Origin of the sequence: Clostridium sulfidigenes, from assembly GCF_052067195.1 — a bacterium.
Lineage (GTDB): Bacteria > Bacillota > Clostridia > Clostridiales > Clostridiaceae > Clostridium_J > Clostridium_J sulfidigenes.
In genome coordinates this window covers 335,678-360,612 of sequence record NZ_JBQHQR010000001.1, presented here as the reverse complement: position 1 = coordinate 360,612, position 24,935 = coordinate 335,678, and the positions used below count along the sequence as shown (strand labels likewise).

Genomic DNA, 24,935 nt, shown 5'->3' with positions numbered 1-24,935 from the left:
CCCTATAAATTTATATCTTTTAAATATCTATTTAATGCATCTTTCCAAGTTGGTAATAGTGCAAATCCATTTTCTTGTAGTTTTTTCTTATTCATTCTGCTATTCTTCGGTCTTTTTGCCTTTGTAATATAAGCACTGCTATCTACGGGTGTAACTTTAACATGATCCATACCCGCCTGTTTAAAAATTTCACATGCGAAATCATACCAGCTACAGAAGCCCTCATTGGTTGCATGATAAATACCATACTTATCAGTTTCAACCATGTCTACTAGTAATGTAGCTAAATCTTTTGTATATGTAGGTGAGCCTATTTGATCATCAACAACGGTAAGCATATCTCTTGTTTTCCCTAAATTTAGCATAGTTTTAATGAAGTTATTTCCATTTACTCCAAAAACCCATGCAATTCTTACTATATAATATTTATCAAGGTTTCTTTGCACTGCTAATTCACCTTCATATTTGCTTTGCCCATATGTATTTAATGGATTTCTTTCATCTTCCGGCTCCCAACATCTTTCACCCTCACCACTAAATACATAGTCTGTGCTAATGTATATCATCTTTATATCCATCAGCTTACACACTTTAGCAATATTCTCTGTACCATAACCATTTACTTTACTGCATATTTCTTTATTGTCTTCTGCAGCATCAACTGCAGTATATGCAGCACAGTGAATTACAGCCTCCACATCAGCTTCTCCAATAACTTTATTTACAGCAACAGGATCTGTAATATCCATTTCCTTTACATCAACACCTATTGCGTCATGACCTCGTTTTTTCAATTCATTTATAACATCAAAGCCTAATTGACCATTTACTCCAGTTACTAAAACTCTCATATTAGATTCTCCTAACAGCATTTACTCAGTTAATCTATCTCCATACATCTTATCAAAATACTTAGAATACTCTCCTGACAAAATATTTTGCCACCATTCTTTGTTATTTAAATACCACTGAATTGTCATTTCTATACCTGTATCAAAATTATATTTTGGTTTCCATCCAAGTTCAGTCTCTAGTTTTGTAGGATCTATTGCATAACGCATATCATGTCCAGGTCTATCCGTTACATATTTTATCAGTGATTCTGGCTTATTTAAAGCTTTAAGTATAGTTTTAACTACTTCTAGGTTTGTTCTCTCATTATGACCACCTACGTTATAAACTTCACCTATTTTTCCTTTATGAATAATTAAATCTATAGCTTCACAGTGATCATCTACATGTAACCAATCTCTTACATTATCTCCCTTTCCATACACAGGAAGTTCGCCATCTGCTAATGCTCTACTAATCATTAAAGGAATTAATTTCTCCGGAAAATGATATGGACCATAGTTATTTGAACATCTAGATATTGTTACTGGTAGTCCAAATGTTCTATAGTATGAAAGAACGAATAAATCAGCGCTTGCTTTTGAAGAGGAATATGGACTTGATGTATGAAGCGGAGTTTCCTCTGTAAAGAATAAATCCGGTCTATCCAACGGTAAATCTCCATACACCTCATCAGTTGATACCTGGTGATATCTCTTTACACCTGTTGCCTTTGCTGCATCCAATAATACTTGTGTTCCCATAACATTAGTTTGAACGAAGATGCCAGGATCTGTTATAGAACGATCTACATGACTTTCAGCTGCAAAGTTTACAACTATGTCAAACTTTTCCTTCTCAAACAACTCCATAATAAAAGGTCTATCAGCAATGTCCCCTTTTACAAATTTGTAGTTAGGTTTATTTGCCACTTCCTTTAATGTCTCTAAATTTCCTGCATATGTTAATAAATCTAAATTAACTATCTCATAGTTTGGGTACTTATTTATCATATGGTGTACGAAATTACCTCCAATAAATCCAGCCCCTCCTGTTACTAATACCTTCATATATGTATCCCCCTAATATCTAATTTTTCCTTCTGCAACTTTTCTTAAATGTTCCCCATATGGTGATTTTCCATAGCGAGTAGCAGACTCAAGTAATTTTTCTTTATCAATCCATCCATTTATAAATGCAATTTCTTCAGGTGCAGATATTTCAATTCCTTGTCTTTTTTGAATCATCTGTACAAAATCCGATGCCTCAACTAAACTGTCCATTGTTCCAGTATCAAGCCACGCAAACCCACGTCCTAATAATTGTACATTTAGACTTCCATCTTCAAGGTACAAACGATTTAAATCAGTAATCTCTAATTCTCCTCTATGTGAAGGCTTAACTTGCTTTGCTAACTCTACAACACGTTTGTCATAGAAGTAAAGTCCTGTAATGCAATAATTAGATTTTGGATTCTGTGGTTTTTCTTCCACAGATATAACTTTACCATTATCATCAAATTCAACTATTCCAAATCTTTCAGGATCATTTACATAATAACCAAATATTGTAGCATTTCCTTTTTCTGCATCATCTACAGCATTTCTTAATAATTTACCAAATCCATTACCATAAAAAATGTTATCTCCTAAAACCATAGCACATTTATCATCACCAATAAATTCTTCTCCAAGTAAAAAAGCTTGTGCAAGTCCATCAGGACTAGGTTGTACTTTATATGATAAATTAATACCATATTGACTACCATCCCCCAATAAACGTTCAAAATTAGGTAAATCTGTTGGTGTAGATATTAATAATATATCCTTTATTCCTGCCAACATTAATGTTGATAATGGATAATATATCATTGGTTTATCATAAACCGGTAAAAGTTGTTTTGATGTTACCATTGTCAAAGGGTAGAGTCTTGTTCCCGCTCCACCAGCTAAAATTATTCCTTTCATATAAGCATCTCCTTTTCATTTTGATCTTAATTGAAATATTATTTATTTTCACAGTCCAATTTTATATAAGTATCTTTGTTATTTAAACTATTGTCCATTGAAGTTAATACTAATATAATAATTAAATGAGTCAAGTTAAATATGTATGGATTAGTTACCGCATAAGTTAAATAGCAAAAATATATTATTAAAGAAAATCTATTTTTTATAAATTTATATGTTAAAAATAAATGTAAGAAAACAAAAATAGAAAATCCGATTAATCCTAGTTGATTATAAAAGTATATAGATTGTAATTCAAAATACCTATCTCCTGTATAGTTTCGATACTTCGTAACTGCATTCAATGTATTACCCATTCCTTTGCCTAAAATAACATCTGTTACACTTTCCATGTCATCAATTAATACATTGACTTGATCTATTCTTGTAGGAAACGATTTTTCCATTTTAAGTTGAAAGGTATAATGCACTTTTGAGATAATCGGTTTATTAAATATAATAAATATTACAGAGCAAGCTACTAACATTATCTTAATAACTTTGTAATTTTTATCAATAAGTATAATATTTAACAGATAAAAAATCGCTAATGATATAAAATAGGCCATATTTCCACTAACAATTATACCTAATAGCAGAATAATTCTTTTTATTCTAGTTCTAACTGTTTTGTCTCTCCATAGTATCATGTATGGAATTAGCAATAATTCATTTCCTCTTAAAATTGCTCTAAAATATATTCCATTCCTTGTATATATGTCTCCAAATCCATTTCCAATAATATAATTTCTAACTCTAGATGCAAATTCTGGAGTATAATTTAAAATCATATATATTTCTATAAAAATTAATACCAATGCATGTATAACCATAACCCAAATAAAAATATCGACTACTTTTTTATTTTTAGGATATATATATGCCATTATTAACAACACGCAAGTCGCATAGGTATGTATAGCATAGTAAGGTTTATTTTTAACTATAAATAAAGAATATGCTAATATCAACGTCATAAAAATATAATACCCTATGAAAAGTATTTTTTCTTTTTTCTCAAAAAGAGAAAAATTCTTATATAAAGGTATTACTGCAGCAATAAATGAAGTAATAATACTTACCAGTGCTAGGGTTGATGCATGCGGAAAAACTAATTGTCTAGTTAAGAAAAACATACCTATTAATATAAACAAAAGGTATCCTTCTTCAATTAACTTCCTATCCTCTATAAAATTTAATATGTTTTTTATGTTAACTTTATTTTTCAATTTTACCCACCTTATTTTGTGTAAAATCACAAATTCCTTTTTTCATGTATTTAAATTTTGCAATTCTATTTTTTTCAAAGAAAGTTAATATCAATAGTTCTCTACATGAATATAAAATATCTTTTACTACAAATTGAAATTCACGCCTAAAATACTTCTTCCACATATATAATCTATTTCTTGTTATATAATATCGTCTTAACTCACTATGATTAGTTGGACAAATTTTAAAAAATAAAAACTTTATCTCAGTCATTTCTCCTAATCTTTGATATAAAATAGCCTTTGTAGATTTTAAAATATTATATCCACTAGCCTTGAGTTCTAAAGAAAAGTCAAAATCAACACAATCTATAAAAAAATCTTCATTGAAAACTTTTCCTTCCTTCCAATTAATTAATTTTATAACATTTAAATCCACTAAACTACCTGATGTTATTGCAAGCGTGACATAATTAAACGTATTACTCTCATCAATTTTATCTATATTTCCGTTTATGTATGATATACGTGGTACCACCACCCCAACTTTATCATGTATAAATCCTTTTAGCATTATATTAACTGCATCATCACCTAATGTACTATCTTGATCTAACAACAATGCATAAGAATAGTTATTAGTGACTGCATAATTTATCCCAATATTTAAAGCTTTTGATATTCCTAAGTTTTCATTATTATTAATGACATATACAATTTCTTTATAATCACTATCTATTATAAGTTCCCCATACCCATTATTTACGACTACAATTTTTTCAACTTGATTACTTATTATACCAATGTTTTTATTTAGCAAATTAATATCCGGATTATATGCAACAACTATTGCTATTACTTTGTTATTGGTTAAAAATTGCATCTTTTATCTTCTCCTTATTTGCTTCCACTGTCAGTTCTATAGTATTCATATATATTTTGCTACTAATTTCATCGTACTCATTTAATATTTTTTTAATGCAACTGTTCATATAGTCAATATCAAAGTTTTCTGTACAGTACCCACCATATGTTGCAACTAAATTTTTATTTATTCCTACATCAGATACAATAGGTACTATTCCTGCCCTATAGTATTGAATAACCTTAAATGCACTTTTTCTCTGCTCAAATTTATTATCGATTAGTGGATTAAGTCCAATGTGTGAAATTTGCATGTACTTTTTCTCATTCTCCATATTCCAATCTACAAATTCCACATAATTTAATTCTCTAAACATTTTAAAACTTTTATGAGCTCCAATTATGTATACATGTGAATTAGGAATAATTTTAGGTAATTCATTGATAAATTCTTTACATTTCACCAAATTTTCTTGAGTATGTGGCGATCCTAACCAAATAAAATTAACTGTATTTTGCTTTTTATATATTTCTATTTCATCATTACTTCTAAAATATTGATTCTCATATGGACAACTTAAAAATTGAACCACCTTTTCACTATTAACCTTAAATAATTTATTCAGATCATTATAAATCACTTCGTTAGACAACATTACTTTATCACATGTTTCTGTCCAATACCCTACCTTTTCACATGCATTTCTTAAATTTTTAAATAATCTATTTTGCTGTCTAGTTTCATTCAGATATATCCCATCATCAATGTCAAAAATAAACCTACTAGCTTTAAACTTTTTATGTATAAGTTTCTCAACTTTAGAACCACCAAATGGAAATACATAGTTTTTTATTATTATAATGTCATACTTCTCCTTACATGTTGTAAGTTTATAGAAAAACATAATTAAGTCTTTTATAATGCAAATTATTTTTGCAAGCATTTTAGTTCCATTCATTGCACTATTGGTCTTAACAGAATAAAAACTTAATTCATCATAAGTTATTTCTTCATTTTTTTCTAATATTCTCAAAGGATAAGTTAGTCTATATCTCAATGCAGGACTTTTTTCATTTACAGCTGAAATCGTTAATATCTTTTTCATTCTTATCTCCCATATCTTAAATTCATATACTATCTTCTTAAAAGCTTACTATAAGTAACCCCACGTAATTTAGGTGGCATTAAACAAACAATGGAATGTAATCCAGCTGAATAAATAAATTCTTTAAAAGATATAAATCCACTCTTAAATATTTTTTTCTTTCCAGTTAGAATTTTCTTCATATAACCTACTCCACCACGCCTATTAATCATCTCTTTTCCCGTTCTAGCATATACTAAACATTCATTAATATTCTTAGCTTTACATCCTGATATAAGCATTCTTGTCCATAAATAGTAATCCTCAAATAGGGGTAATGGCTGATAATTGCCAGCATTTATAACACTATTTTTTTTATACATAACAGTCATGTGGTTAAATGGGCATCTTTTTTTCGCAAACTTATATATTTCTTCGTGACTTGTAGGTAATATACGTCTAGATAATTCATTTGATATTTCGCTTTCAAACTCTATAATTTGACATCCTACAATATCTAACATACTATTCTCTATAAATTCATTAACCTGCTTCTCACATCTATCTAATTTGGCTATATCATCAGTATCCATCCTAGCTATAAGCTCATTTTTACAAGATATCACACCTACCCTAAGAGCTTCCCCTAAACCTTTATTAGTTTCAAACTCAATTATATTAAATAAATCATTATACTTATTTATATACTCATTTAAAACTTCTTCTAGCTCTTGTGTTAATGGACCATCTTTTATCAATACAATCTCATCTGGCTTTAAGGTTTGATTAACCATACTATCTAAGCTCAATCTTAAAAACTCTGGATTTTCCTTTACATACACAGACATTAGCACACTATACTTCATTTTAATCCTCCGCTTTAATATGTTGGATATTAGTTTTAATCCAACTACCCCTATTTATATTTTTTATTACATAACCTTTGTAACCTTATCTACTTCATAACTTTCATTTATTTCTGAACCTTCAACAATACCCTCTTGTCTAAAAACCTTCACAAAAGTCATGAAAAGTATTTTTATGTCGAATATCAAACTTCGTCTTTCTAAATACTCTTTCTCTAAGGTTATTTTTCTTGCTGTAGACATATTATCTCTACCATTAACCTGAGCCCAACCAGTAAGTCCCGGAACTAGTTTATAAACCCCATACTCTGTCCTTAATTTCAATAATTCCTTTTCACTTTCATCATTAATAACAGGCCTTGGTCCCACTAAGCTCATATCACCTTTAATAATATTCAACAGCTGTGGCAATTCATCCAAACTTGTCTTTCTTAAGAGCTTACCCATAGTAGTTATATACTCATCAGGATTTTCTAAAGCTGTACTAGCTACCTCCGGTGCATATTCCACCATTGATCTAAACTTATAAATTACAAATTCTTTATTATCTTTTCCTACTCTATATTGCTTAAATATTACAGAGCCCTTATTGTTTAACTTGATTAATATAGAAATAATTAGAATTATAGGTGATAATACTATTAATGCTATAACACTTATCACTAAATCAAACGCCCTTTTCACTTTTTACTTCCTCCAATCAAATATACGAAATTTCCAATCTTCATAAATTTAATTAATTCTTAATCCTACATATTCTTTAAATTACTATAAACTTCCCTTATATAATATACGATATTAAAAGAGACATATTACCTATAACACCATATATTTCATTTCATCTTCTGTAATGAGTCTTATTTTCTATATTTTATTTATGTACAACCAAGTGAGCTTGTCTAATTTTTAAGCTCCATGAATCTCTGTTAACCTACACAGTTGCTAGCTTTCGTTAACGTGAACTCTTTATTTCTGTCGTTACTCAAAAAATTATATCACAATTTATAATAATTTGCCATATATTTTACTGTTATCGCATAGGATTATATCCAAATATATCCTTTAATTAAATCTTTTATACAAATTTTAATTTATTTAAAGCAATACTATATTCCTATGTTTTATATTCTTAGCTTTTTATGTTTTTATGTACTTCCTTATTCAAACCCTTCATAGGACTATGATTTAACCTCCTAGTTAGATACCCCTTTCTTTATAAAAATATATCTTTATTCTACCATTGCTTTAATGAATTTTCTTTATTTTTTTGAAAATTTTTTATAGTTAAAATTATTTTTTCATAAAGCAAAAGACTAGGATTGGGGGAAATCCTAGTCTCTTTATGGTATATACAAACACTACGAGGCATATATTTAGTGCTTGTAGGAAATGCTTATTGTTTATTAGATTTTAGGGATTTTTTATTTACTATTATTAATAAACCTATGGATACTATTGCTATTCCTACAAGTATTATTTTTATAGAAGCTATAGCTATGTAACTATTTTGAAACCAAGTTTGAAGTTAATTGTTTCATTTTCATGCAATTTACTAAATTTTCTTTATATTAGTATAATATAACATATTTAATAATTATGAAACTTTATTTCATCTCATTTAAGGCTATCTATGTAAAATAACCTTATTTTCCTATATATTCCTACATTTTTGTAGCTATTTTAAAGATTTCCACTGATTATTTTTATCTTATGATACATTTTATTTTATATTAAGTTTCATTTTCTAAAAGTATATTTTTCCTCCATAAGGTTAATACTCAATTCTGATGAAAAATAAAAATCTTATTCTTTCTAATTGAAAGAATAAGATTTTAAAAAGTAAATTATTCATCCGATGACTAGCAGCTCTAATACCCCCATCTTCTCCAAGATGGGAGTAAAGAGCTGCTACGTCCCTGGATAACGATTTCTAACCTTCAGCGGAAGTAAACTCCCTCTGAAGCAAAGAACTCTGTTAATGATTGGTTCAAGAATAACATATGGGGCTATTTTTTAACTACTTTTCTAGTATACTCTATAAACTTCATAACCTTCCCAATTCAATTCTTTAATTATCTCATCTATGTGTTCATAACCGTTTGTTTCTACGGTAATTTCTAGAACAACATGTTTTAATCTATCTATAGCCTTGAATTGATCATGTTGAAGTCTTATAACATTTGCACCACGTTTTTCTAATATTCGTGATATATTTAAGAGTTGTCCAGGATTGTCCTGTAGTTTTACTGAAAAACAGAAAATCCTACCTCTTAATAGCAGCCCACGATTTAACATAGATGCCATAGTTACAACATCTATATTTCCTCCACTTACTAAAGATACAACTTTTTTACCCTTTAATTTTAACTTATTCAGAGCTGCTACAGTGAGTGCTCCTGTTGCTTCCACCACAAGTTTATGCTTCTCCATCAAGATAAATACTGCTTCCATAAGCTCAAAATCATCTACTGTTATAATTTCATCTACATATTCCTTTATTATATCAAAGGCTATATGTCCAGGATTTTTAACTGCCCCTCCATCTGCTATAGTATCAACCTGGAGGAGATTCACTAGCTTACCTTCATCCATTGACACTTTCATAGCCTTTGCGCCTTCAGGTTCAACTCCTATTACCTTTATCTTTGGATTAATAGACTTTGCTGCAACAGCAATTCCACTTATTAATCCGCCCCCACCGATTGGGACTAAAATAGCATCTGTATCTTTTAGTTCCTCAAGGATTTCCAATGCTATTGTTCCTTGTCCAGCCATTATTTCAACATCATCAAAGGGATGGATGAATATATACCCCTTTTCTTTTTCAAGCCTTTTTGCCTCTTCATAGGCCTCATCATAACATTCTCCACGCAGAATCACATTTACACCATATTCCTTTGTTGCTTGTACCTTTATCAGAGGTGTTGTTCTTGGCATAACTATAGTTGCTTTAATACCAAGTCTATTTGCTGAATAGGCAACTCCTTGAGCATGATTTCCTGCAGAAGAAGCAATAAGCCCTCTTCGTCTTTGTTCATCCGTCAATTTTCTTATCTTATTTAAGGCTCCTCTAAGCTTAAAGGCTCCTGTAAGTTGGAGGTTTTCTGGCTTTATATAAACCTGATTTCCACAATTCTTACTTAAATCAGAACTGTATATGAGCTTTGTGTCGACGCATATATCTCTGATTCTTTCTTTAGCTTCCAATATATCATCCAATGTTAATGTATTTAAATTCATTTCCGCCCTCCTAACTATTTTTCTTTACTGTTTATGATTCAAGGAATATTTTTCACATAAATCCATTGTGCTATAATGTAGAATTATTTATGTGAAAAATATATATGCAACTAATATACTGCTGTACAGTATGAAGAATATTTCGGATTTTTCCCTGTTGTTAATCCAAAGAATAACTCTTTGACTTTTTTGCACACTTCCCCTGGTTTTCCATCTCCTATTTTTCTATTGTCAATCTCTACAATGGATGTTACCTCCATGGCTGTCCCACTAAAAAATGCTTCTTGGGCAGAATAAAGTTCTGTTCTTGTTATGCTTCTTTCAACAACTTCAATACCAAGTTCCTTCCCTGCTAATTCCATAATAGTTTTTCTCGTAATTCCTTCCAATATGTTATCTGATGGTGGAGGTGTAATTAACTGATTATTTTTAAATATGAAAATATTTTCTCCAGGCCCCTCACAAACATAACCTTCATTTGTAAGTAATATTGCCTCATCATATCCATTTTGTAATACTTCCAAAGAAGCTAAAGCGGAATTTAGGTATCCTCCCGTAGGCTTAGTCCTAGCAGGAATCATATTATCGGAAATTCTTCTCCATGATGAAACCGCTACTCTTAACTCTTCCTTCTCTGATAGCTTGTGTAAGGGCTGACAGTATATAAGCATCCTATTATCATCATCATATAAAGTTGGAAATAATGCATTGGAGCCTTTAAAAGCTACGGGCCTTATATAAACTGTAGTCTTAAAATTATTTTTCCTTAACAGTTCTAAAGTAAACTGGCAAAGTTCCTCTGCAGTATAGGATAGGTTTATCCATAGTGCCTTGCAGGATTGCAATAATCTTTCATAATGTTCTTTTAATCTAAATAAGTATAACTGCTCACTCTCTTCATCCCAGTATGCCCTTATTCCTTCAAAGCACCCCAAACCGTAATTGAATGCTTTGCATCTAAAGCTTATATTTACATCCTTTTCCTCAACAATTTCTCCCTGATAAAATACATAACTTTTTTCCATATTTACAACCTCCATTTCCTATTTTTTATCCTTCAAGTAATATTGTGTCAATAGGCTTCCCAGGTGGAACTATTGGATACACACTTTCATCCTTTAAAATTTTACATTCGATGAAAACAGTTTTTTTGCCTAATTCAACCTTACTTAATACATCCTTTAATCCTTTCAAAGAATCTACGCTATGACCTTCTATGCCGTATGCATTTACCAATCTTACATAATCAATAGATTCATCTACATCGGTTTCTGAATACCTTCCTCCACAAAACATCCTCTGCCACTGTCTTACCATTCCCAGAGCTGAATTATTCATTAATAAAATGGTCAAAGGAATATTGTATTTTGCCACTGTAAATAGCTCATTACTATTCATTCTAAAACTTCCATCCCCTGTAACTAGTAGAACGGGTTTATCAGGATTTGCTACCTTTGCTCCAATGGCAGCTCCAAGACCAAAGCCCATGGTTCCAAGGCCCCCAGAAGTAATAAACTTATTAGTTTCATTGAATCTCCAGTGTTGTGCAGTCCACATTTGATGTTGACCCACATCTGTTGCTACGAAGGCTTCCTTTCCTAGTTTTTCATAGAAGTTATCCAATATATTTTTAGGATTAAATGCTCCTTCATCTTTTAATTGTCTTTTCCAACTATCAATTTCTTTTTTCCACTGACTGTTATCTTTAGCCTTTACCCTTTTTGTAATAGCTTTAACCATGCTTTTAATATCCCCCACTACTGCTAAATGGGCATTTACATTTTTATGAACTTCACTGGAGTCAATATCTAAATGAATTATCTTTGCCTTGGAGGCAAACTTAGTTGCATCTCCTACTACTCTGTCGCTAAACCTTGCACCTATGGCCAAAAGCAAGTCGCAGTTTGCAACTGCTAGGTTACACTCCTTAAAACCGTGCATACCAACTAGGCCTAAAGATAATTGGTGATCCCTAGGAGTTGTTCCTAGGGACATAAGGGTATTAACAACTGGAATATCAGCTTTTTCTATGAGCTCTAAAAGCTCATTTTCACCATGGGAAATCTTTACCCCTCCGCCAGCATAAATAATTGGTCTTTTAGATTTATTTATTAACTGAGCTATGACCTCCATATCAGTATCCCTGAGCTTTGACTCTTTATGGTTATCTTCATTTTTTATATATTTTTCATAATTAAACTCCTTAAGAAATATATCCTTTGGGATATCTATTAGTACTGGACCTGGTCTTCCACTGTTAGCTATTTCAAAAGCCTTTTTTATAATTTCGGGAATCTTTTCAACTTCTCTTACTTGATAATTATGTTTTGTAACGGAAAATGTAATACCTACTATATCCACTTCCTGAAAGGAATCCCTGCCTAGCAATGGAGTTGCCACTTGCCCTGAAATAATAACTAAGGGAGCTGAATCCATGTATGCAGTTGCTAAACCTGTAATAGTGTTAGTAGCCCCTGGTCCTGAGGTTACAAAGCAAACCCCTACTTTCCCTGTACTTCTAGCATAGCCATCAGCTGCATGAACTGCACCTTGTTCGTGGGCCGTTCTTATATGATTAAAATGTTCATCTTCATATAAAGCGTCATAGAGAGGGATTACAGATCCTCCTGGATAACCAAATACAGTATCAACTCCACATTCTTTTAAAGATTCTAATAATGCTTTTGCTCCGTTCATTAATAGTGCCTCCTTTTTACCTAATCACATATGGCTCCTGTTGATGCAGAAGAAACCAGTTTTGAATATTTTTTCAAATATCCTGAAAGATTTTTCTCTTTTAATTTGAAATTCCTTCTTCTTCTCATTAGTTCCTCTTCATCTACCAAGAGCTGAAGAACACCATTTATAATGTCTATTTTTATTAGGTCACCATGCTGTACTAAGGCAATTGTTCCGCCTTCTGAAGCCTCTGGTGAAACATGGCCTATGGCAGCACCTCTAGTTCCACCTGAAAAACGTCCATCGGTTATGAGAGATACGGTTTTATCAAGTCCCATCCCAGCTAGGATGGAGGTTGGGGTCAGCATTTCTTTCATTCCCGGACCTCCTTTAGGTCCTTCGTAACGAATAACAACTGCATCCCCAGGGTAAATCTCTCCTCCAGCTATTGCCTTTACTGCCTCTTCTTCTGAATCAAAAACCTTAGCTTTAGCAGTTACTTGCATCATGTTTTTGTCTACGGCAGACTGTTTAACTACAGCTCCATGTTCTGCAAGATTTCCTTTTAAAATCTTGATTCCACCTGTAGTGCTATAGGGTTTATCAATATCTGCAATTACTTCAGCATTTAACTTTTCTGCCTTGGAAATCAATTCTCCTATAGATTGGAGACTCACTGTATTTAAATCCAGATGAAGTAGCGCCTTCTTAGAGAGTTCTTTCATTACAGCTCCAATTCCACCAGCTTCGTACAAGTCTTCCATATGGTACTGTCCTGCAGGGCTAAGTTTACATAAATTTGGAGTCCTGCCACTTATATGATTTATCTTATCTAAATCTAGGCTAATACCTGCTTCATGGGCAATGGCAGTTAAATGTAAAACAGTGTTAGACGAACACCCAAGAGCCATGTCAAGGGTTAGTGCGTTTTCAAAGGCTTCATCCTTCATAATATCTCTAGGAAGCACCCCTGCCTTAAAAAGTTTCATCATCTGCATTCCTGTTTTTTTAGCTAATCTCTTTCTCTCAGAATAAACTGCTGGAATAGTTGCATTGCCAGGCAATGCCATTCCAAGGGCCTCTGTGATGCAATTCATAGAGTTTGCAGTAAACATCCCTGCACAAGACCCACAGGTTGGGCAGGCACTTTCTTCTAGAGAAGTTAATTCCTCGTTGCTCATGGTACCACTACAAACCTTTCCTACTCCTTCAAAAACTGTTACTAAGTCTGCCTTTTTCCCCTTAAACTTACCTGCAAGCATTGGGCCACCACTTACTATTATGGTAGGTATATTTACTCTAGCAGCTGCCATGAGCATACCTGGTACAACTTTGTCACAGCTTGGTATAAGAACCATTCCATCTAGGCCATGGGCCCTTACCATTATCTCAATACTATCTGCAATTATTTCTCTACTTACTAGAGAATACTTCATTCCTTCATGATTCATGGCTATTCCATCACATACTGCTATGGATGGAAATTCCATTGGGGTTCCGCCTTCAATTAAAACTCCTCTCTTAACAGCATCAGCTATTTGCCTAAGTTCAATGTGCCCAGGCACTATTTCATTAAAGGAGTTTACAATACCAATTAGTGGTCTATTGATCTCCTCTTCTGTAAGACCTGCTGCTTTTAAAAGGGCTCTGTGTGGCGCTTTAGTTATACCATGTTTTATCTCCTTGCTTCTCACCATAAACCTCCATTACTTCTTAATCCAACTCATCATTTCTCTCAAATCTTTACCAACCTGCACCAGTGGATGCTCCAGCTCTCTCTTCTTAAGAGCATTAAATACTGGTCTGTTTATTTTATTTTCCAAAATCCACTCTGTTGCAAAGTTACCTGTTTGTATTTCACTTAACACTGCTTCCATTTCTTTTCTTGTAGAATCATTTATAATTCTTTTTCCAACTAAATAATCTCCATATTCTGCTGTATCACTAATGCTGTACCTCATATTTTCAAATCCGCCTTCATAGAGTAAATCCACTATAAGCTTCATTTCATGTAGACACTCAAAGTAAGCTATTTCCTTTTGGTAACCTGCTTTAACAAGGGTATCAAAGCCTGCTTTTATAAGTTCTGTAACACCACCGCATAATACAGCCTGTTCTCCAAATAAATCTGTCTCTGTCTCCTCTTTAAAACTAGTTTCCAAAACCCCTGCTCTAGTTGCTCCAATTCCTTTAGCATAGGCCATAGCTAGCTCTCTAGCTTTCCCTGTGAAATCATGATGAACAGCGATTAATGCAGGTACTCCTTTACCTTCAACAAAAACTCTTCTTACAAGATGTCCTGGTCCCTTTGGTGCTACCATGAACACATCCACATTGGTTGGGGGCACTATTTGACCATAGTGAATATTAAAACCATGGGCAAAGGCAATAGCCTGACCTTCTCTTAAATATGGTTTAACAAATTCATCATATACTTCCTTTTGAGTTGTATCAGGACATAGGAACATAATTACATCACTTTCTTTTGCTACTTCATCAACTTTTTTTACCTGAAGACCATCACTGTTAACTTTTTCCCATGACTTACTGCCTTCATGAAGTCCAACAACTACATCTACACCATTATCTTTTAAGTTTAGTGCATGTGCATGACCTTGACTGCCATATCCAATTATTCCAACTTTCTTTCCTTTAAAAACCTGAAGATTTCCATCTTCCTCATAAAACATTTTTGCCATAATAAAATTCCTCCTTAAAACACTTCTATATCTTCTACATCTTCCAGTTTTGAAATATTATTTATAATATACTTTGTTGAAAGTGCATCACCAAAGTCCATATTTATATAAATAGTGGAACCTTCTGATGACCTCATGTTAATTGAATTTATTCCAATTTCTTTTCTTCTCAGATAGTTTACTATTCTGACGAAGCTATCCATACCTTCATTTAATTTAGCATTTATCTGCATATTAACCACCTTTTTATAAATTTTTTAGGCTTTTAATACAATATAAATTTAAGTGCTATTTCCCGAATACCGCGAATATTCAGTATAATAATTGTTTAGTTTTACATTGTATTGTTTTGAATCTTCACCTTAGAAATATCCTGCGCATGATATTTCTAAAATAAAAAAAGTCCTTCGTCCTTATAAATATGAAACATATCTATAAGGGCGAAAGACTATACTTCCGTGGTACCACCTTAATTGCAATCAAAAATGATTGCCTCTTATCAGGTCGAGAAAAAATCATAAAATAAGTTATTTTCTTTAACCCTAACCATGTATCGCTGGTGTACGCCCTTGTTTACTTGGAACCCCTTTCAACTTGGGAAGCTCTGGAGTGATCATTATACTCACATTAACACCAACTCTCAGCAACCGTTGATTCTCTGTAGTTAATTAAATGAATATTTTTGTCTCCGTCATCACATTTAATTATTAAATTGTCTATTTATCTTAAAGTTAGTATATTATTTACTAAATTATTTGTCAATATAATTTTTGGATTTTTTTCAAAATTTTATTTTTTCTATTTTTTTATTTATAATTCTATTAAATATTTTTTTAAACTTAAAATAATTTATAAATAAATTTATTTACATTTAAATTTATTTATAAAATGACTGAATACTATCCTTGGATTATGTAGCAATAATCTTGGACCTGAATACCTCATGATATTTACTACCTTCTCCTTCATATCCTTCTTGTAACAACAGGTTTTACAATCTCCACAATTGGGTTTATTTTCCCCATATCTACACTTCCTTAGTCTATGTAGTGCATAATTTAAAATCTCTTCACACTGTTCACAAATTTGTTCCTTACTATTATGATTTTTTTTGCAGTATAGCTTCACCATAACCTCCAATGAAGCCTTCTGATCTTCAAACCAATCCGCTTTTCCTGCCACGTTGCTCCCCCCTAATTTTCCATTGTACTTTATATTATACAACACCTTGAACAACGTTCATACAGGCATAAAAAAATTTTATACTTACCTTGTTATAAATCCAAAGATTCTGAACTATGTTCAAATTGTATAATTTTTTATAATTCTTGTCAATAGTTTTAATTAAAATTAGATATAAAAAAATCAAATGAAGACTAATCTCCATCTGATTTTATATTTTATATCTATTCATAAAATTCTTCATACATTTCATTTGGTAATGAAATTTCCTCTAAATCACTATTTTCAATCAATTTATAAAAGTTTACTGTAGGTAATATTATAGCTTGATAATTTCCTGTACCTGTAAGTGTAGTAACTATTGCTCTAAGATACGGATAAAGAATTGCAGTTCCATTTTGTAGATAGAACTTATATATACTATCTAACTCCGTAGTTTCTTCACCTTCCAATTCAAAATATCCCCTCACAACAGCCTCAACCTTAAAAGGTAATGCATTATCCTCATAGCCTAAGCGCACACCTATAAGCACATTGCTTTTTAAAGGATTATCCTTTTTTAACACTATCTTAAACATAATTTGTGGTGATAAACTTACAGGCTCATTACTATTTGTATCCTTAGAATTATTTCTAATATAGTTGAATTTTTCAACATTATAACCATTAAATTTTAAAACTCCAGAAAACATATTAGGCAACTCCTTTTAACTCTTCAACAGTAAACTCACAAATATTATCTTCTAATCTAAATTTAATATTGATAGAGTGTTCATTTACATTATCACAGTTGAAGTCACTATTATTTATATTATGCCACTTTATACTAGCATCAAAATCAATACCAAACAAATCAGGTACATCTTGTATTCTTAATTCAGTTATATCTCCATTCATATCTTCAACTAAATGTTCATTCGAATTTTGATTTATTTCAATTCCGTATAAATTGGCTAATTCAAGTGCATACTCTCTTGTAATATTACTCATATTAACCTACCTCTCTTTTTTATCATAACTTTATTTTCAATTCTATTATATTTATACTCTCTTATAGGATAGACACATTTTTTACTACCTATACACTTATTATTACTTATGCAAACTTGTGTTTCTTTATAACTAAGACCAAAAGGGAAATATTCGCTTTCAAACTTCTTCGAATCAAACTCCCCATAAGATGGATTAGTCTTTGTAAATGTATATATTACTACACCTATGTCATATTTTTTCTTTATAAGGTCAAGTGCAAAACATAAGTTTTTAATTTTGCTTTCACGTGATGAATCATTCTTTAATTTGACAGTAACATTAAGTGTTTTCAATTCTTCAAATACTTTCTCGAAAGAACTATAAAAGAAATTCATACCTTCAAAATTATCCAAATTTAAAACTTTTATATTATCTTTACATACAACCTCTATTACTGCTGGCTCCTCATTTAAAAGAAGTTTTTCAATTTTTGTTTGAATCCACCATTTACTTAATGCAAAGTCTGTGTATAAATATATACCTTGCCCTAACCAATGGTCTTTACGTATTTTTGTTTTAAAACCTGAATCTATTATATCTTTCACAACACTTTCAAAAGTGCCATGATATCCTCGTACTGTTTCTTTATAATCTAAATTTGTCATATGCGATTCCTCATCATTAATCCTATTGAAAACTAAATGTCTTATTATACTTCAATTGTACCAAAGTATCAAGTTTAAAACAATGAATTTCTATAACTTTTTAAAACATAAAATTATAGTAGTACATAACTTAGTTATTTTCAATTTGGTGCTTTATTTTTAAGCAAGTATATAATAGTATAAAGGTATGATGAATAGTTGACATATAAGCCTTTGAGTATGTTTTGTTCAAAAACGACAAAATAAAAACACTAAGTTCATACCTTAGTGTTTTTAATGGATCGAGTAAGTCTATAAGCCGAGTTCTGTGTTAGACAATCATCTATCTAGGCCCATTATTACTAATGGGCTCAAGCGATACACCCGGGAACGGGACGGGCAGCCCCATAATGTTCCACTTTCGATCTTGCTCCAGATGGGGTTTACATAGCCGCAAAGTCGCCATTGCGCTGGTGAGCTCTTACCTCGCCTTTCCACCCTTACCCTAAATGACACTCCAAATCTACGATTTGGTTAGTGGAATTTATGCATTCTAACTTGTTAGAATGTATTCCTCTAAAAAAATCATTAAGGCGGTATATCTCTGTTGCACTTTCCTTAAAGTCGCCTTCACTGGGAGTTACCCAGCACCCTGCCCTATGGAGCTCGGACTTTCCTCTCCTGATTTCTCAGCAGCGATTGTCTGGCTTACTCGCAAAATTAATATTAACATAAATCTTTTATCATTGCAACGCCTTTAAATTTTCTATTTTTAGTTATAATACCCATATATGAAACTATTTGACTAGATTAATAGATAAATATAAAGCTATATACCTATGTTTATATTTACCTATGAAACTATAGAAAATTTTAACTATATACCTAGTTAAATATATAAAATTTAAACTAGTTAACTATTTAAATAGTTAACTAGTTGTTGGCGTAGTGCGGGTTTCAGCGTTTTCCCCTCTATTCAGGCTGTTTTTATGGGAGTATTAGAGCTAGTATTAATTAAATAAAATTATAGGGATCCTTAGTAGTTTTTGATATAATAACCTCCACACCCCTAGTCTCTAATATTTTTTTAATTTTTTCTGATAAACTCATTACAAGAGGCCATTCTGAATTAAAATGTCCTATATCTATTACAGAGAGTCCCATCTCTTCATAGTCAGATACAAAGTGATAGGTAGTATCCCCTGTGATTAATAGTTCAGCACCTAGGTCATAGGATTGCTGCAAGTAATCTTCTCCACTTCCATTGACTAAAGCTATAGTTCTTACTTTTTTATTTAACTCTCCGGAGTATCTTAAATTTTGTAATTTTAATTTATCTTTAATACTTTTTATTATTTCCTCTAGGGTAGTCTCTTCCTTAAGCTGAACTATTCTTCCCACTCCTGCTGTAGGATCTGATGGAGCTACTTCAATGATTTTACTTTCTTGAAAGCCAAGAATCTTTACAAATTCATCATTTAAGCCACCCTTTACAGTATCCCAATTAGTATGACTAGAATATAGGGCTATACCATTTTCTATTAACTTCATTAGCTTTTTACCTTGGAGACTATCTGTAGTTATGGTTTTAGGCTTTATAAACAGCAGTGGATGATGAGTTAAAATAAGCTGAGCTCCTAGTTCCTTTGCTTCCTCTATGACCTTTATGGTGCAATCTAGAGCAACTAGGACCTTTGTTACTTCCCTTTCTCTGTTACCAACCATAAATCCAACGTTATCGTAGCTTTCTTTTAGGTTTAATGGTGCAAGGCCCTCCATTATATCAATGATTTCATTTATTTTTACCATAAAAATATACCTCCGCCCATTTACTCAAGTAAAAAGCCCTTTATCCTTTGAATTTTATCCCATAACTCCAGCTTTCTTTTTCTTGAATTTTCTGTGTCACCCTTAAGTTCTTCATGGATTCTTAAATACTTTTCTAACTTATAATTTAAATATTCCCTATAGGTATTATCTTTCTTACCTAAAAGCAGCTTACTTATTTCATAAAAAATAGGATCAATAACTTCAGGCTTATCTCCCCAGGATATCTTCATAATTTCATAGTATTTTTCTTCATCATATATTATCCACTCATCTAGGATGTTACACCCTGAGGTATAAAGATATTCCCTTAAGACTTCTGGATTTTGTACTGGCTGAACTATAACATAGTCTAACTCTTTAAAGACATCCCTACTTTCCTCTAGGATATCTCTTATCAAGTTTCCTCCCATACCGGCAATTACAGCTGCCTCTACTTCTCTAGGAGTTACAGTTGTAAGTCCTCCTCCAAGTCTACATTGTATCTTATGTTGCAAATTATTATCTCTAACATTTTTTTTAGCCTTTTCCACGGGACCTTTATTAATATCACTAGCTATGGCAAAGTCTATTTTATTTCTTTTTAAAAGTTCTATGGGTACATATCCATGGTCTGTTCCTACATCTACCATAGATTTAACTCCTGTGATTAAATCACTTATTAACTTTAATCTTTTGCTAATTATCATATTTTCACCTAACACCTTATTTATATAACAGACATAATAAGTCTCATTTGAAGATATAGGAATACTATTGCCACTAAAAGTGAAATATAGATATACCTATAAGCAGACTTTTTATCATATTTTGCACAAAAGTGAGCTGCATAATACATACAGAACATCACTGCCATATTTAATAGACCATAGAACATCTGGGCAAAAGCAAACTGCTTGTCTGTACCTACTTCTCCAACTTCCTTGGACACGTTAATAACTAAGGGCATTACATCTGGAAGTTTATTTAGTATATATAAAACCATTGGAAAAAAAGTTGTAAATAAAATTATTGTACTAGTTAAAATCAATGGATGCATAAACTTTTTATCCTTATGTAGTCTACTTACCTTATTATATTTCTTTGTCCAAGTCTTTTCTTCAATACCTAGTTTGTTTAAAATTTCTAGGAATTTTTCAGAGTTCTTAGGTGACACAGCATAGCTTATGTCTTGAGTTTTTAAATATATAACACTACTTCCGCTTGTTACAAACATTCTAGCGGTTCCTAAATTTTTTACTACAATTCTTCCTATGGCAAATTTATTAGAGGATATACCTGAAAGGCTTATACCTCTTATTTTTCCCTTTTCCACAGTGTAGCATTCTACATCACTTAAGGGTAAAATTACTTTTTTAAGTCCTCCCAGTGCACTTATTCTCACTTCACTATTTGTTATTTCATACTTTACAGTTACCCATACTCCAATATGATATAAGTAGAATATATTACAAATCACCAACATTACTCTTATTAAACTCAACATAAGATAGGAATCTAGAACATAGGCAGACCAAACCCCTATTACATTAAACATAACAAAAGTGAATATAGTTGGAATTATTTCTAGTTTCTTATTGCTATTGAAACTATTCATGGATTACCTCCTTATAAATTGTATATACTTTTATTTTATATTATACTAAGGGATTTTGTCTATTACAAATTTTGTATATATAACAAAAGAGCTGCCAAAAGACAGCCCCTCACTAATCTAAATAATCCTTAAGTTTTTTACTTCTACTTGGATGTCTTAATTTTCTTAATGCCTTCGCTTCAATCTGTCTAATTCTTTCTCTTGTTACATTGAACTCTTTTCCAACTTCCTCAAGGGTTCTAGCTCTTCCGTCATCAAGACCAAATCTAAGTCTTAACACCTTTTCTTCCCTTGGAGTTAAAGTTCTAAGTTGACTTATTAATTGTTCCTTTAACATGGTGAAAGCTGCTGCTTCTGCTGGAGCAAGGGCATCATCATCAGGAATAAAATCTCCAAGATGAGAATCTTCTTCTTCACCTATAGGTGTTTCTAAAGATACAGGTTCTTGAGCAATTTTCATTATTTCTCTAACTTTATCTACGCTCATATCCATGTGTTTTGCGATTTCTTCTGGTAATGGCTCTCTTCCTAATTCTTGAAGAAGCTGCCTTGATACTCTAATTAACTTATTAATAGTTTCTACCATGTGTACTGGTATTCTAATAGTTCTAGCCTGGTCTGCAATAGCTCTTGTAATCGCCTGTCTAATCCACCATGTAGCATAGGTACTGAATTTAAATCCCTTACTGTAGTCAAACTTTTCTACAGCTTTTATAAGTCCTAAATTACCTTCTTGAATCAAATCTAAAAATAACATACCACGACCAACATATCTTTTAGCAATACTTACAACTAATCTAAGGTTTGCTTCTGCTAATTTCTTTTTAGCATATTCATCACCATTTTCTATAAGCTTAGCAAGTCTCATCTCTTCTTCAGCTGATAATAGAGGAACCTTACCAATTTCTTTAAGGTACATTCTAACTGGATCATCTATGGCAATTCCTTCTGGAATTGTTATGTCAACCTCTATTTCTACTTCTTCTTCATCCTCAACTTCTGGCTCTAAACCTATAACGTCTATGCCCATAGATTCTAGAACTTCATAAATCTTTTCTATTTGCTCTGGAGTTAGTTCTACACCTTCTACTTCTTCCATTATTTCTTTATAAGTTAAATTTCCCTTTTTCTTACCCTTTTCTACTAACTTCTTTACTATAGCAACTTTTCCTGCTTTATCCTTCATTCCATTACCTCCTCTCATCTATAGTTTTCCCATTTCCTTTTGTATATCCATAAGCTCTCTAGCTAACATCAAAGTTTCCTCAACCAATCCTTCAGACTCACACTTCCTAATTTTATCCATAATTTTCTTTCTTGACTCCTCTAACTTGTATTTTTTTATGTTATTCACGCAGTCACTTACCATTTTGTCTATGGATCCTTCATCTATATCAACTTTATATTCTTGAATTTTTATCCATTCCTTTGTGAACTCACTATCCTGCATAGTTTGCAGGTTAATAATCTTTATCAATTCTTCCTTAGAGCACATATTATTTTCTTTAATGATTGTATAAATTACTTTATGTGCCTTTAATATAAGGTCATCTTCACTTACATTACTAAATATTTTATCACTTAGCCTTTTATCAAGGGCAAGGCTTAATACCGTTCTTTCAGCCCTAACAAACCCAGGCTCTAAATATAATTTTTGCCCAAATTTCCTATTTATATTATGATTTTTGTTATTTTCTATAGATTTATTGGGATTTTTATCTAAGGACTCCATTATAGCTTCTTCACCTATACCACTTTTCTCTGAAACCTGCTTAATATATACAGCTTTTTCTAGTGGATCAAGGTACTTTAGCACGCTAACTACTCTCTTTAGATATTTAATCACCATTTCCTGTTTTGAAAAGTCAATTCCCTTTTCTGCCATCCTTAGTTTAAAATCTATAATTGGTAGAGCCCCGTCTACTAGATTTAGAAATTTTTCCCTGCCGTAGGATCTAATAAATTCATCGGGGTCTTTTCCACTAGGGATTTGAAGAATTTTAAGGTCAAATCCAGATTTTTGTAATATTTCTAATCCTCTTATAGTAGCATTTTGACCTGCTACATCTGAATCAAAGGATACTATTACAGTATCAATATATCTCTTTAATAATTTACATTGACCTTCTGTTAATGCAGTTCCTAGGGTGGCAACTACATTTGTTACTCCTTGTTGGGAAAGAGAGATTACATCCATGTAACCTTCAACCATGATAACTGTTCTAGCTGGATTATTCTTTATTGCTAAATTTAATCCATAAAGATTTGTTCCTTTATGAAATATTGGGGTTTCGGGAGAGTTTAAATATTTGGGTTTAGAATCATCTAAAACCCTTCCACCAAAGCCTATTACCCTACCACTGACATTAAATACAGGAAATATAATTCTATTTCTAAATCTATCGTATATATTTCCTTTTTCATTTTTTGTAGTAAGTCCTAGTTCTAATATTTCTTCTTCACTAAAGCCTCTTTGTTTTAAATAGGAACGTATTCCCTGCCAATTGTCTAGTGAAAAACCAATACCAAATTTTTTAATGGTTTCATCTGTTATACCTCTTCCCTTTAGGTATTCATAAGGAGCCTTAAATCTTTTTAAATTAGTATAAAAATATCTGGCTGCTTGTATGTTTATATCATACATTCGCTTAAATTTTTCATTAGTTGCTGAACTTTTACCTGGTGAATCTGCATCATCTACTACAATGCCTACCTTTTCTCCAAGAAGTTTTACTGCTTCTGGGAAAGCCATGTTCCTAGTTTTCATAACAAAACTTATTACATTACCAGCCTCTCCGCATCCAAAGCATTTATAAATTTGTTTTTCACTTGATACAGTAAATGAAGGTGTTTTTTCATTGTGAAATGGACATCTTCCTAAATAATTTTTCCCCGTTTTTTTTAAGGTTACTACCTCTGAAACGATATCCACTATATCATTTTCCTCTTTTATTTTTTGTATTATTTCTTCAGAAAACATTATTAACTCACCTCACTCTCAAGTGATTCTAAACTTAAAGAAACCTACTAAATATGTTATTCATTAAGTCTAAAAGAATTTAACTCATTCTTTAACTTTACCTACTTTTAATAATAAACTAACTGTTTATTATTAAACAGAGCAGGTAGTATTCGGATAAATTCCTAGCTCTTATAATTCGACATATATTTCTTAAATCCTTTTTTTAAAAAAAGTTTTTTGTAATATAATTGTATTGTATGCTATATA

At 31.7% G+C, this 24,935-nt stretch carries 24 protein-coding genes, 1 other RNA gene and 1 other annotated feature; of the genes, 1 reads left to right on the top strand and 24 read right to left on the bottom strand.

Annotated elements, in window-relative coordinates; translation table 11 throughout:
* Positions 1–2 precede the first annotated feature (2 nt).
* The 8 genes from rfbD to ACTNBA_RS01770 form a co-directional block, all read right to left on the bottom strand.
* Entirely contained in the window at positions 3–851 is an 849-nt protein-coding gene (gene rfbD, locus ACTNBA_RS01805) for a dTDP-4-dehydrorhamnose reductase (protein WP_441072061.1), read from the bottom strand.
* Between the two features lie 21 nt (positions 852–872).
* Positions 873–1,901 (bottom strand): dTDP-glucose 4,6-dehydratase, encoded by a 1,029-nt coding sequence (gene rfbB, locus ACTNBA_RS01800; RefSeq protein ID WP_441072059.1) that lies wholly within the window; start codon positions 1,899–1,901, stop codon positions 873–875.
* Between the two features lie 12 nt (positions 1,902–1,913).
* Positions 1,914–2,798 carry a glucose-1-phosphate thymidylyltransferase RfbA gene (gene rfbA, locus ACTNBA_RS01795; protein WP_441072057.1) on the bottom strand — a complete coding sequence of 295 codons (885 nt, stop codon included), beginning with the start codon at positions 2,796–2,798 and terminating at the stop codon, positions 1,914–1,916.
* A 38-nt stretch (positions 2,799–2,836) separates the two neighbouring features.
* Positions 2,837–4,069, bottom strand: a complete 1,233-nt coding sequence (locus ACTNBA_RS01790; RefSeq protein ID WP_441072055.1) for a hypothetical protein — start codon at positions 4,067–4,069, stop codon at positions 2,837–2,839.
* The gene (locus ACTNBA_RS01785) at positions 4,059–4,934 is read right to left on the bottom strand and encodes a glycosyltransferase (RefSeq protein ID WP_441072053.1); all 876 of its coding nucleotides are present in this window, start codon (positions 4,932–4,934) and stop codon (positions 4,059–4,061) included. The genes ACTNBA_RS01790 and ACTNBA_RS01785 overlap by 11 nt, the downstream gene beginning before the upstream one ends.
* Positions 4,915–6,021 (bottom strand): glycosyltransferase family protein, encoded by a 1,107-nt coding sequence (locus ACTNBA_RS01780; RefSeq protein ID WP_441072051.1) that lies wholly within the window; start codon positions 6,019–6,021, stop codon positions 4,915–4,917. Before ACTNBA_RS01780 ends, ACTNBA_RS01785 begins: the two co-directional genes overlap by 20 nt.
* 29 nt (positions 6,022–6,050) lie before the next feature.
* Entirely contained in the window at positions 6,051–6,866 is an 816-nt protein-coding gene (locus ACTNBA_RS01775) for a glycosyltransferase family 2 protein (RefSeq protein ID WP_441072049.1), read from the bottom strand.
* 66 nt (positions 6,867–6,932) lie between these two features.
* A complete protein-coding gene (locus ACTNBA_RS01770) occupies positions 6,933–7,550 on the bottom strand; it encodes a sugar transferase (protein ID WP_441072047.1) in 618 nt (205 codons plus the stop codon).
* A 692-nt stretch (positions 7,551–8,242) separates the two neighbouring features.
* Here ACTNBA_RS01770 and ACTNBA_RS01765 point away from each other — a divergent pair.
* Positions 8,243–8,368, top strand: coding sequence for a hypothetical protein (locus tag ACTNBA_RS01765; RefSeq protein ID WP_441072045.1), 126 nt, complete (start codon positions 8,243–8,245; stop codon positions 8,366–8,368).
* Between the two features lie 523 nt (positions 8,369–8,891).
* On the opposite strand, the gene ilvA is transcribed toward ACTNBA_RS01765, so the two are convergent.
* The 16 genes from ilvA to dnaG form a co-directional block, all read right to left on the bottom strand.
* Positions 8,892–10,106 (bottom strand): threonine ammonia-lyase, encoded by a 1,215-nt coding sequence (gene ilvA / locus ACTNBA_RS01760; protein ID WP_441072043.1) that lies wholly within the window; start codon positions 10,104–10,106, stop codon positions 8,892–8,894.
* A gap of 110 nt (positions 10,107–10,216) precedes the next feature.
* Entirely contained in the window at positions 10,217–11,131 is a 915-nt protein-coding gene (locus tag ACTNBA_RS01755; RefSeq protein ID WP_441072041.1) for a branched-chain amino acid transaminase, read from the bottom strand.
* A 25-nt stretch (positions 11,132–11,156) separates the two neighbouring features.
* A complete protein-coding gene (gene ilvB / locus ACTNBA_RS01750; protein ID WP_441072039.1) occupies positions 11,157–12,803 on the bottom strand; it encodes a biosynthetic-type acetolactate synthase large subunit in 1,647 nt (548 codons plus the stop codon).
* Positions 12,804–12,823: 20 nt separating this feature from the next.
* A complete protein-coding gene (gene ilvD / locus ACTNBA_RS01745) occupies positions 12,824–14,479 on the bottom strand; it encodes a dihydroxy-acid dehydratase (protein ID WP_441072154.1) in 1,656 nt (551 codons plus the stop codon).
* Positions 14,480–14,491: 12 nt separating this feature from the next.
* Positions 14,492–15,484: a ketol-acid reductoisomerase gene (ilvC, locus tag ACTNBA_RS01740; RefSeq protein ID WP_441072037.1), complete on the bottom strand. Its 993-nt coding sequence runs from the start codon at positions 15,482–15,484 to the stop codon at positions 14,492–14,494.
* 14 nt (positions 15,485–15,498) lie between these two features.
* Positions 15,499–15,717 (bottom strand): hypothetical protein, encoded by a 219-nt coding sequence (locus ACTNBA_RS01735; RefSeq protein WP_441072035.1) that lies wholly within the window; start codon positions 15,715–15,717, stop codon positions 15,499–15,501.
* Between the two features lie 200 nt (positions 15,718–15,917).
* Positions 15,918–16,188: a binding site (T-box leader), on the bottom strand.
* 157 nt (positions 16,189–16,345) lie between these two features.
* Positions 16,346–16,666 (bottom strand): nitrous oxide-stimulated promoter family protein, encoded by a 321-nt coding sequence (locus ACTNBA_RS01730; protein ID WP_441072033.1) that lies wholly within the window; start codon positions 16,664–16,666, stop codon positions 16,346–16,348.
* A gap of 224 nt (positions 16,667–16,890) precedes the next feature.
* The gene (locus ACTNBA_RS01725) at positions 16,891–17,358 is read right to left on the bottom strand and encodes a protein-export chaperone SecB (protein WP_441072031.1); all 468 of its coding nucleotides are present in this window, start codon (positions 17,356–17,358) and stop codon (positions 16,891–16,893) included.
* Position 17,359: 1 nt separating this feature from the next.
* Positions 17,360–17,656 carry a hypothetical protein gene (locus tag ACTNBA_RS01720; protein ID WP_441072029.1) on the bottom strand — a complete coding sequence of 99 codons (297 nt, stop codon included), beginning with the start codon at positions 17,654–17,656 and terminating at the stop codon, positions 17,360–17,362.
* Entirely contained in the window at positions 17,653–18,303 is a 651-nt protein-coding gene (locus ACTNBA_RS01715; RefSeq protein WP_441072027.1) for a hypothetical protein, read from the bottom strand. The genes ACTNBA_RS01720 and ACTNBA_RS01715 overlap by 4 nt, the downstream gene beginning before the upstream one ends.
* 278 nt (positions 18,304–18,581) lie before the next feature.
* Positions 18,582–18,997: RNase P RNA component class A (gene rnpB, locus ACTNBA_RS01710), an RNA gene on the bottom strand.
* Positions 18,998–19,296: 299 nt separating this feature from the next.
* Positions 19,297–20,091 carry a Nif3-like dinuclear metal center hexameric protein gene (locus ACTNBA_RS01705; protein WP_441072025.1) on the bottom strand — a complete coding sequence of 265 codons (795 nt, stop codon included), beginning with the start codon at positions 20,089–20,091 and terminating at the stop codon, positions 19,297–19,299.
* A gap of 20 nt (positions 20,092–20,111) precedes the next feature.
* On the bottom strand, positions 20,112–20,798 hold the full coding sequence (locus ACTNBA_RS01700) for a tRNA (adenine(22)-N(1))-methyltransferase (protein WP_441072023.1): 687 nt from the start codon (positions 20,796–20,798) through the stop codon (positions 20,112–20,114).
* A 20-nt stretch (positions 20,799–20,818) separates the two neighbouring features.
* A complete protein-coding gene (locus ACTNBA_RS01695; RefSeq protein ID WP_441072021.1) occupies positions 20,819–21,706 on the bottom strand; it encodes a PH domain-containing protein in 888 nt (295 codons plus the stop codon).
* Positions 21,707–21,818: 112 nt separating this feature from the next.
* Positions 21,819–22,892, bottom strand: coding sequence for an RNA polymerase sigma factor RpoD (rpoD, locus tag ACTNBA_RS01690; RefSeq protein ID WP_035128925.1), 1,074 nt, complete (start codon positions 22,890–22,892; stop codon positions 21,819–21,821).
* Positions 22,893–22,910: 18 nt separating this feature from the next.
* On the bottom strand, positions 22,911–24,686 hold the full coding sequence (dnaG, locus tag ACTNBA_RS01685; RefSeq protein WP_441072019.1) for a DNA primase: 1,776 nt from the start codon (positions 24,684–24,686) through the stop codon (positions 22,911–22,913).
* Between the last annotated feature and the right edge of the window lie 249 nt (positions 24,687–24,935).

Excerpts from the sequence above, each read along its gene's own strand:
- ACTNBA_RS01780 (WP_441072051.1), bottom strand. The coding sequence starts at position 6,021 with ATGAAAAAGATATTAACGATTTCAGCTGTAAATGAAAAAAGTCCTGCA.
- ilvC (WP_441072037.1), bottom strand. The coding sequence starts at position 15,484 with ATGGCAAAAATGTTTTATGAGGAAGATGGAAATCTTCAGGTTTTTAAA.
- ACTNBA_RS01695 (WP_441072021.1), bottom strand. The coding sequence starts at position 21,706 with ATGAATAGTTTCAATAGCAATAAGAAACTAGAAATAATTCCAACTATA.
- rfbD (WP_441072061.1), bottom strand. The coding sequence starts at position 851 with ATGAGAGTTTTAGTAACTGGAGTAAATGGTCAATTAGGCTTTGATGTT.
- ACTNBA_RS01785 (WP_441072053.1), bottom strand. The coding sequence starts at position 4,934 with ATGCAATTTTTAACCAATAACAAAGTAATAGCAATAGTTGTTGCATAT.
- ACTNBA_RS01705 (WP_441072025.1), bottom strand. The coding sequence starts at position 20,091 with ATGGTAAAAATAAATGAAATCATTGATATAATGGAGGGCCTTGCACCA.
- ACTNBA_RS01715 (WP_441072027.1), bottom strand. The coding sequence starts at position 18,303 with ATGACAAATTTAGATTATAAAGAAACAGTACGAGGATATCATGGCACT.
- ACTNBA_RS01700 (WP_441072023.1), bottom strand. The coding sequence starts at position 20,798 with ATGATAATTAGCAAAAGATTAAAGTTAATAAGTGATTTAATCACAGGA.
- ACTNBA_RS01735 (WP_441072035.1), bottom strand. The coding sequence starts at position 15,717 with ATGCAGATAAATGCTAAATTAAATGAAGGTATGGATAGCTTCGTCAGA.
- ACTNBA_RS01775 (WP_441072049.1), bottom strand. The coding sequence starts at position 6,866 with ATGAAGTATAGTGTGCTAATGTCTGTGTATGTAAAGGAAAATCCAGAG.
- ACTNBA_RS01755 (WP_441072041.1), bottom strand. The coding sequence starts at position 11,131 with ATGGAAAAAAGTTATGTATTTTATCAGGGAGAAATTGTTGAGGAAAAG.
- ilvA (WP_441072043.1), bottom strand. The coding sequence starts at position 10,106 with ATGAATTTAAATACATTAACATTGGATGATATATTGGAAGCTAAAGAA.
- ACTNBA_RS01720 (WP_441072029.1), bottom strand. The coding sequence starts at position 17,656 with ATGAGTAATATTACAAGAGAGTATGCACTTGAATTAGCCAATTTATAC.
- rpoD (WP_035128925.1), bottom strand. The coding sequence starts at position 22,892 with ATGAAGGATAAAGCAGGAAAAGTTGCTATAGTAAAGAAGTTAGTAGAA.
- rfbA (WP_441072057.1), bottom strand. The coding sequence starts at position 2,798 with ATGAAAGGAATAATTTTAGCTGGTGGAGCGGGAACAAGACTCTACCCT.
- rfbB (WP_441072059.1), bottom strand. The coding sequence starts at position 1,901 with ATGAAGGTATTAGTAACAGGAGGGGCTGGATTTATTGGAGGTAATTTC.
- dnaG (WP_441072019.1), bottom strand. The coding sequence starts at position 24,686 with ATGTTTTCTGAAGAAATAATACAAAAAATAAAAGAGGAAAATGATATA.
- ACTNBA_RS01725 (WP_441072031.1), bottom strand. The coding sequence starts at position 17,358 with ATGTTTTCTGGAGTTTTAAAATTTAATGGTTATAATGTTGAAAAATTC.
- ilvB (WP_441072039.1), bottom strand. The coding sequence starts at position 12,803 with ATGAACGGAGCAAAAGCATTATTAGAATCTTTAAAAGAATGTGGAGTT.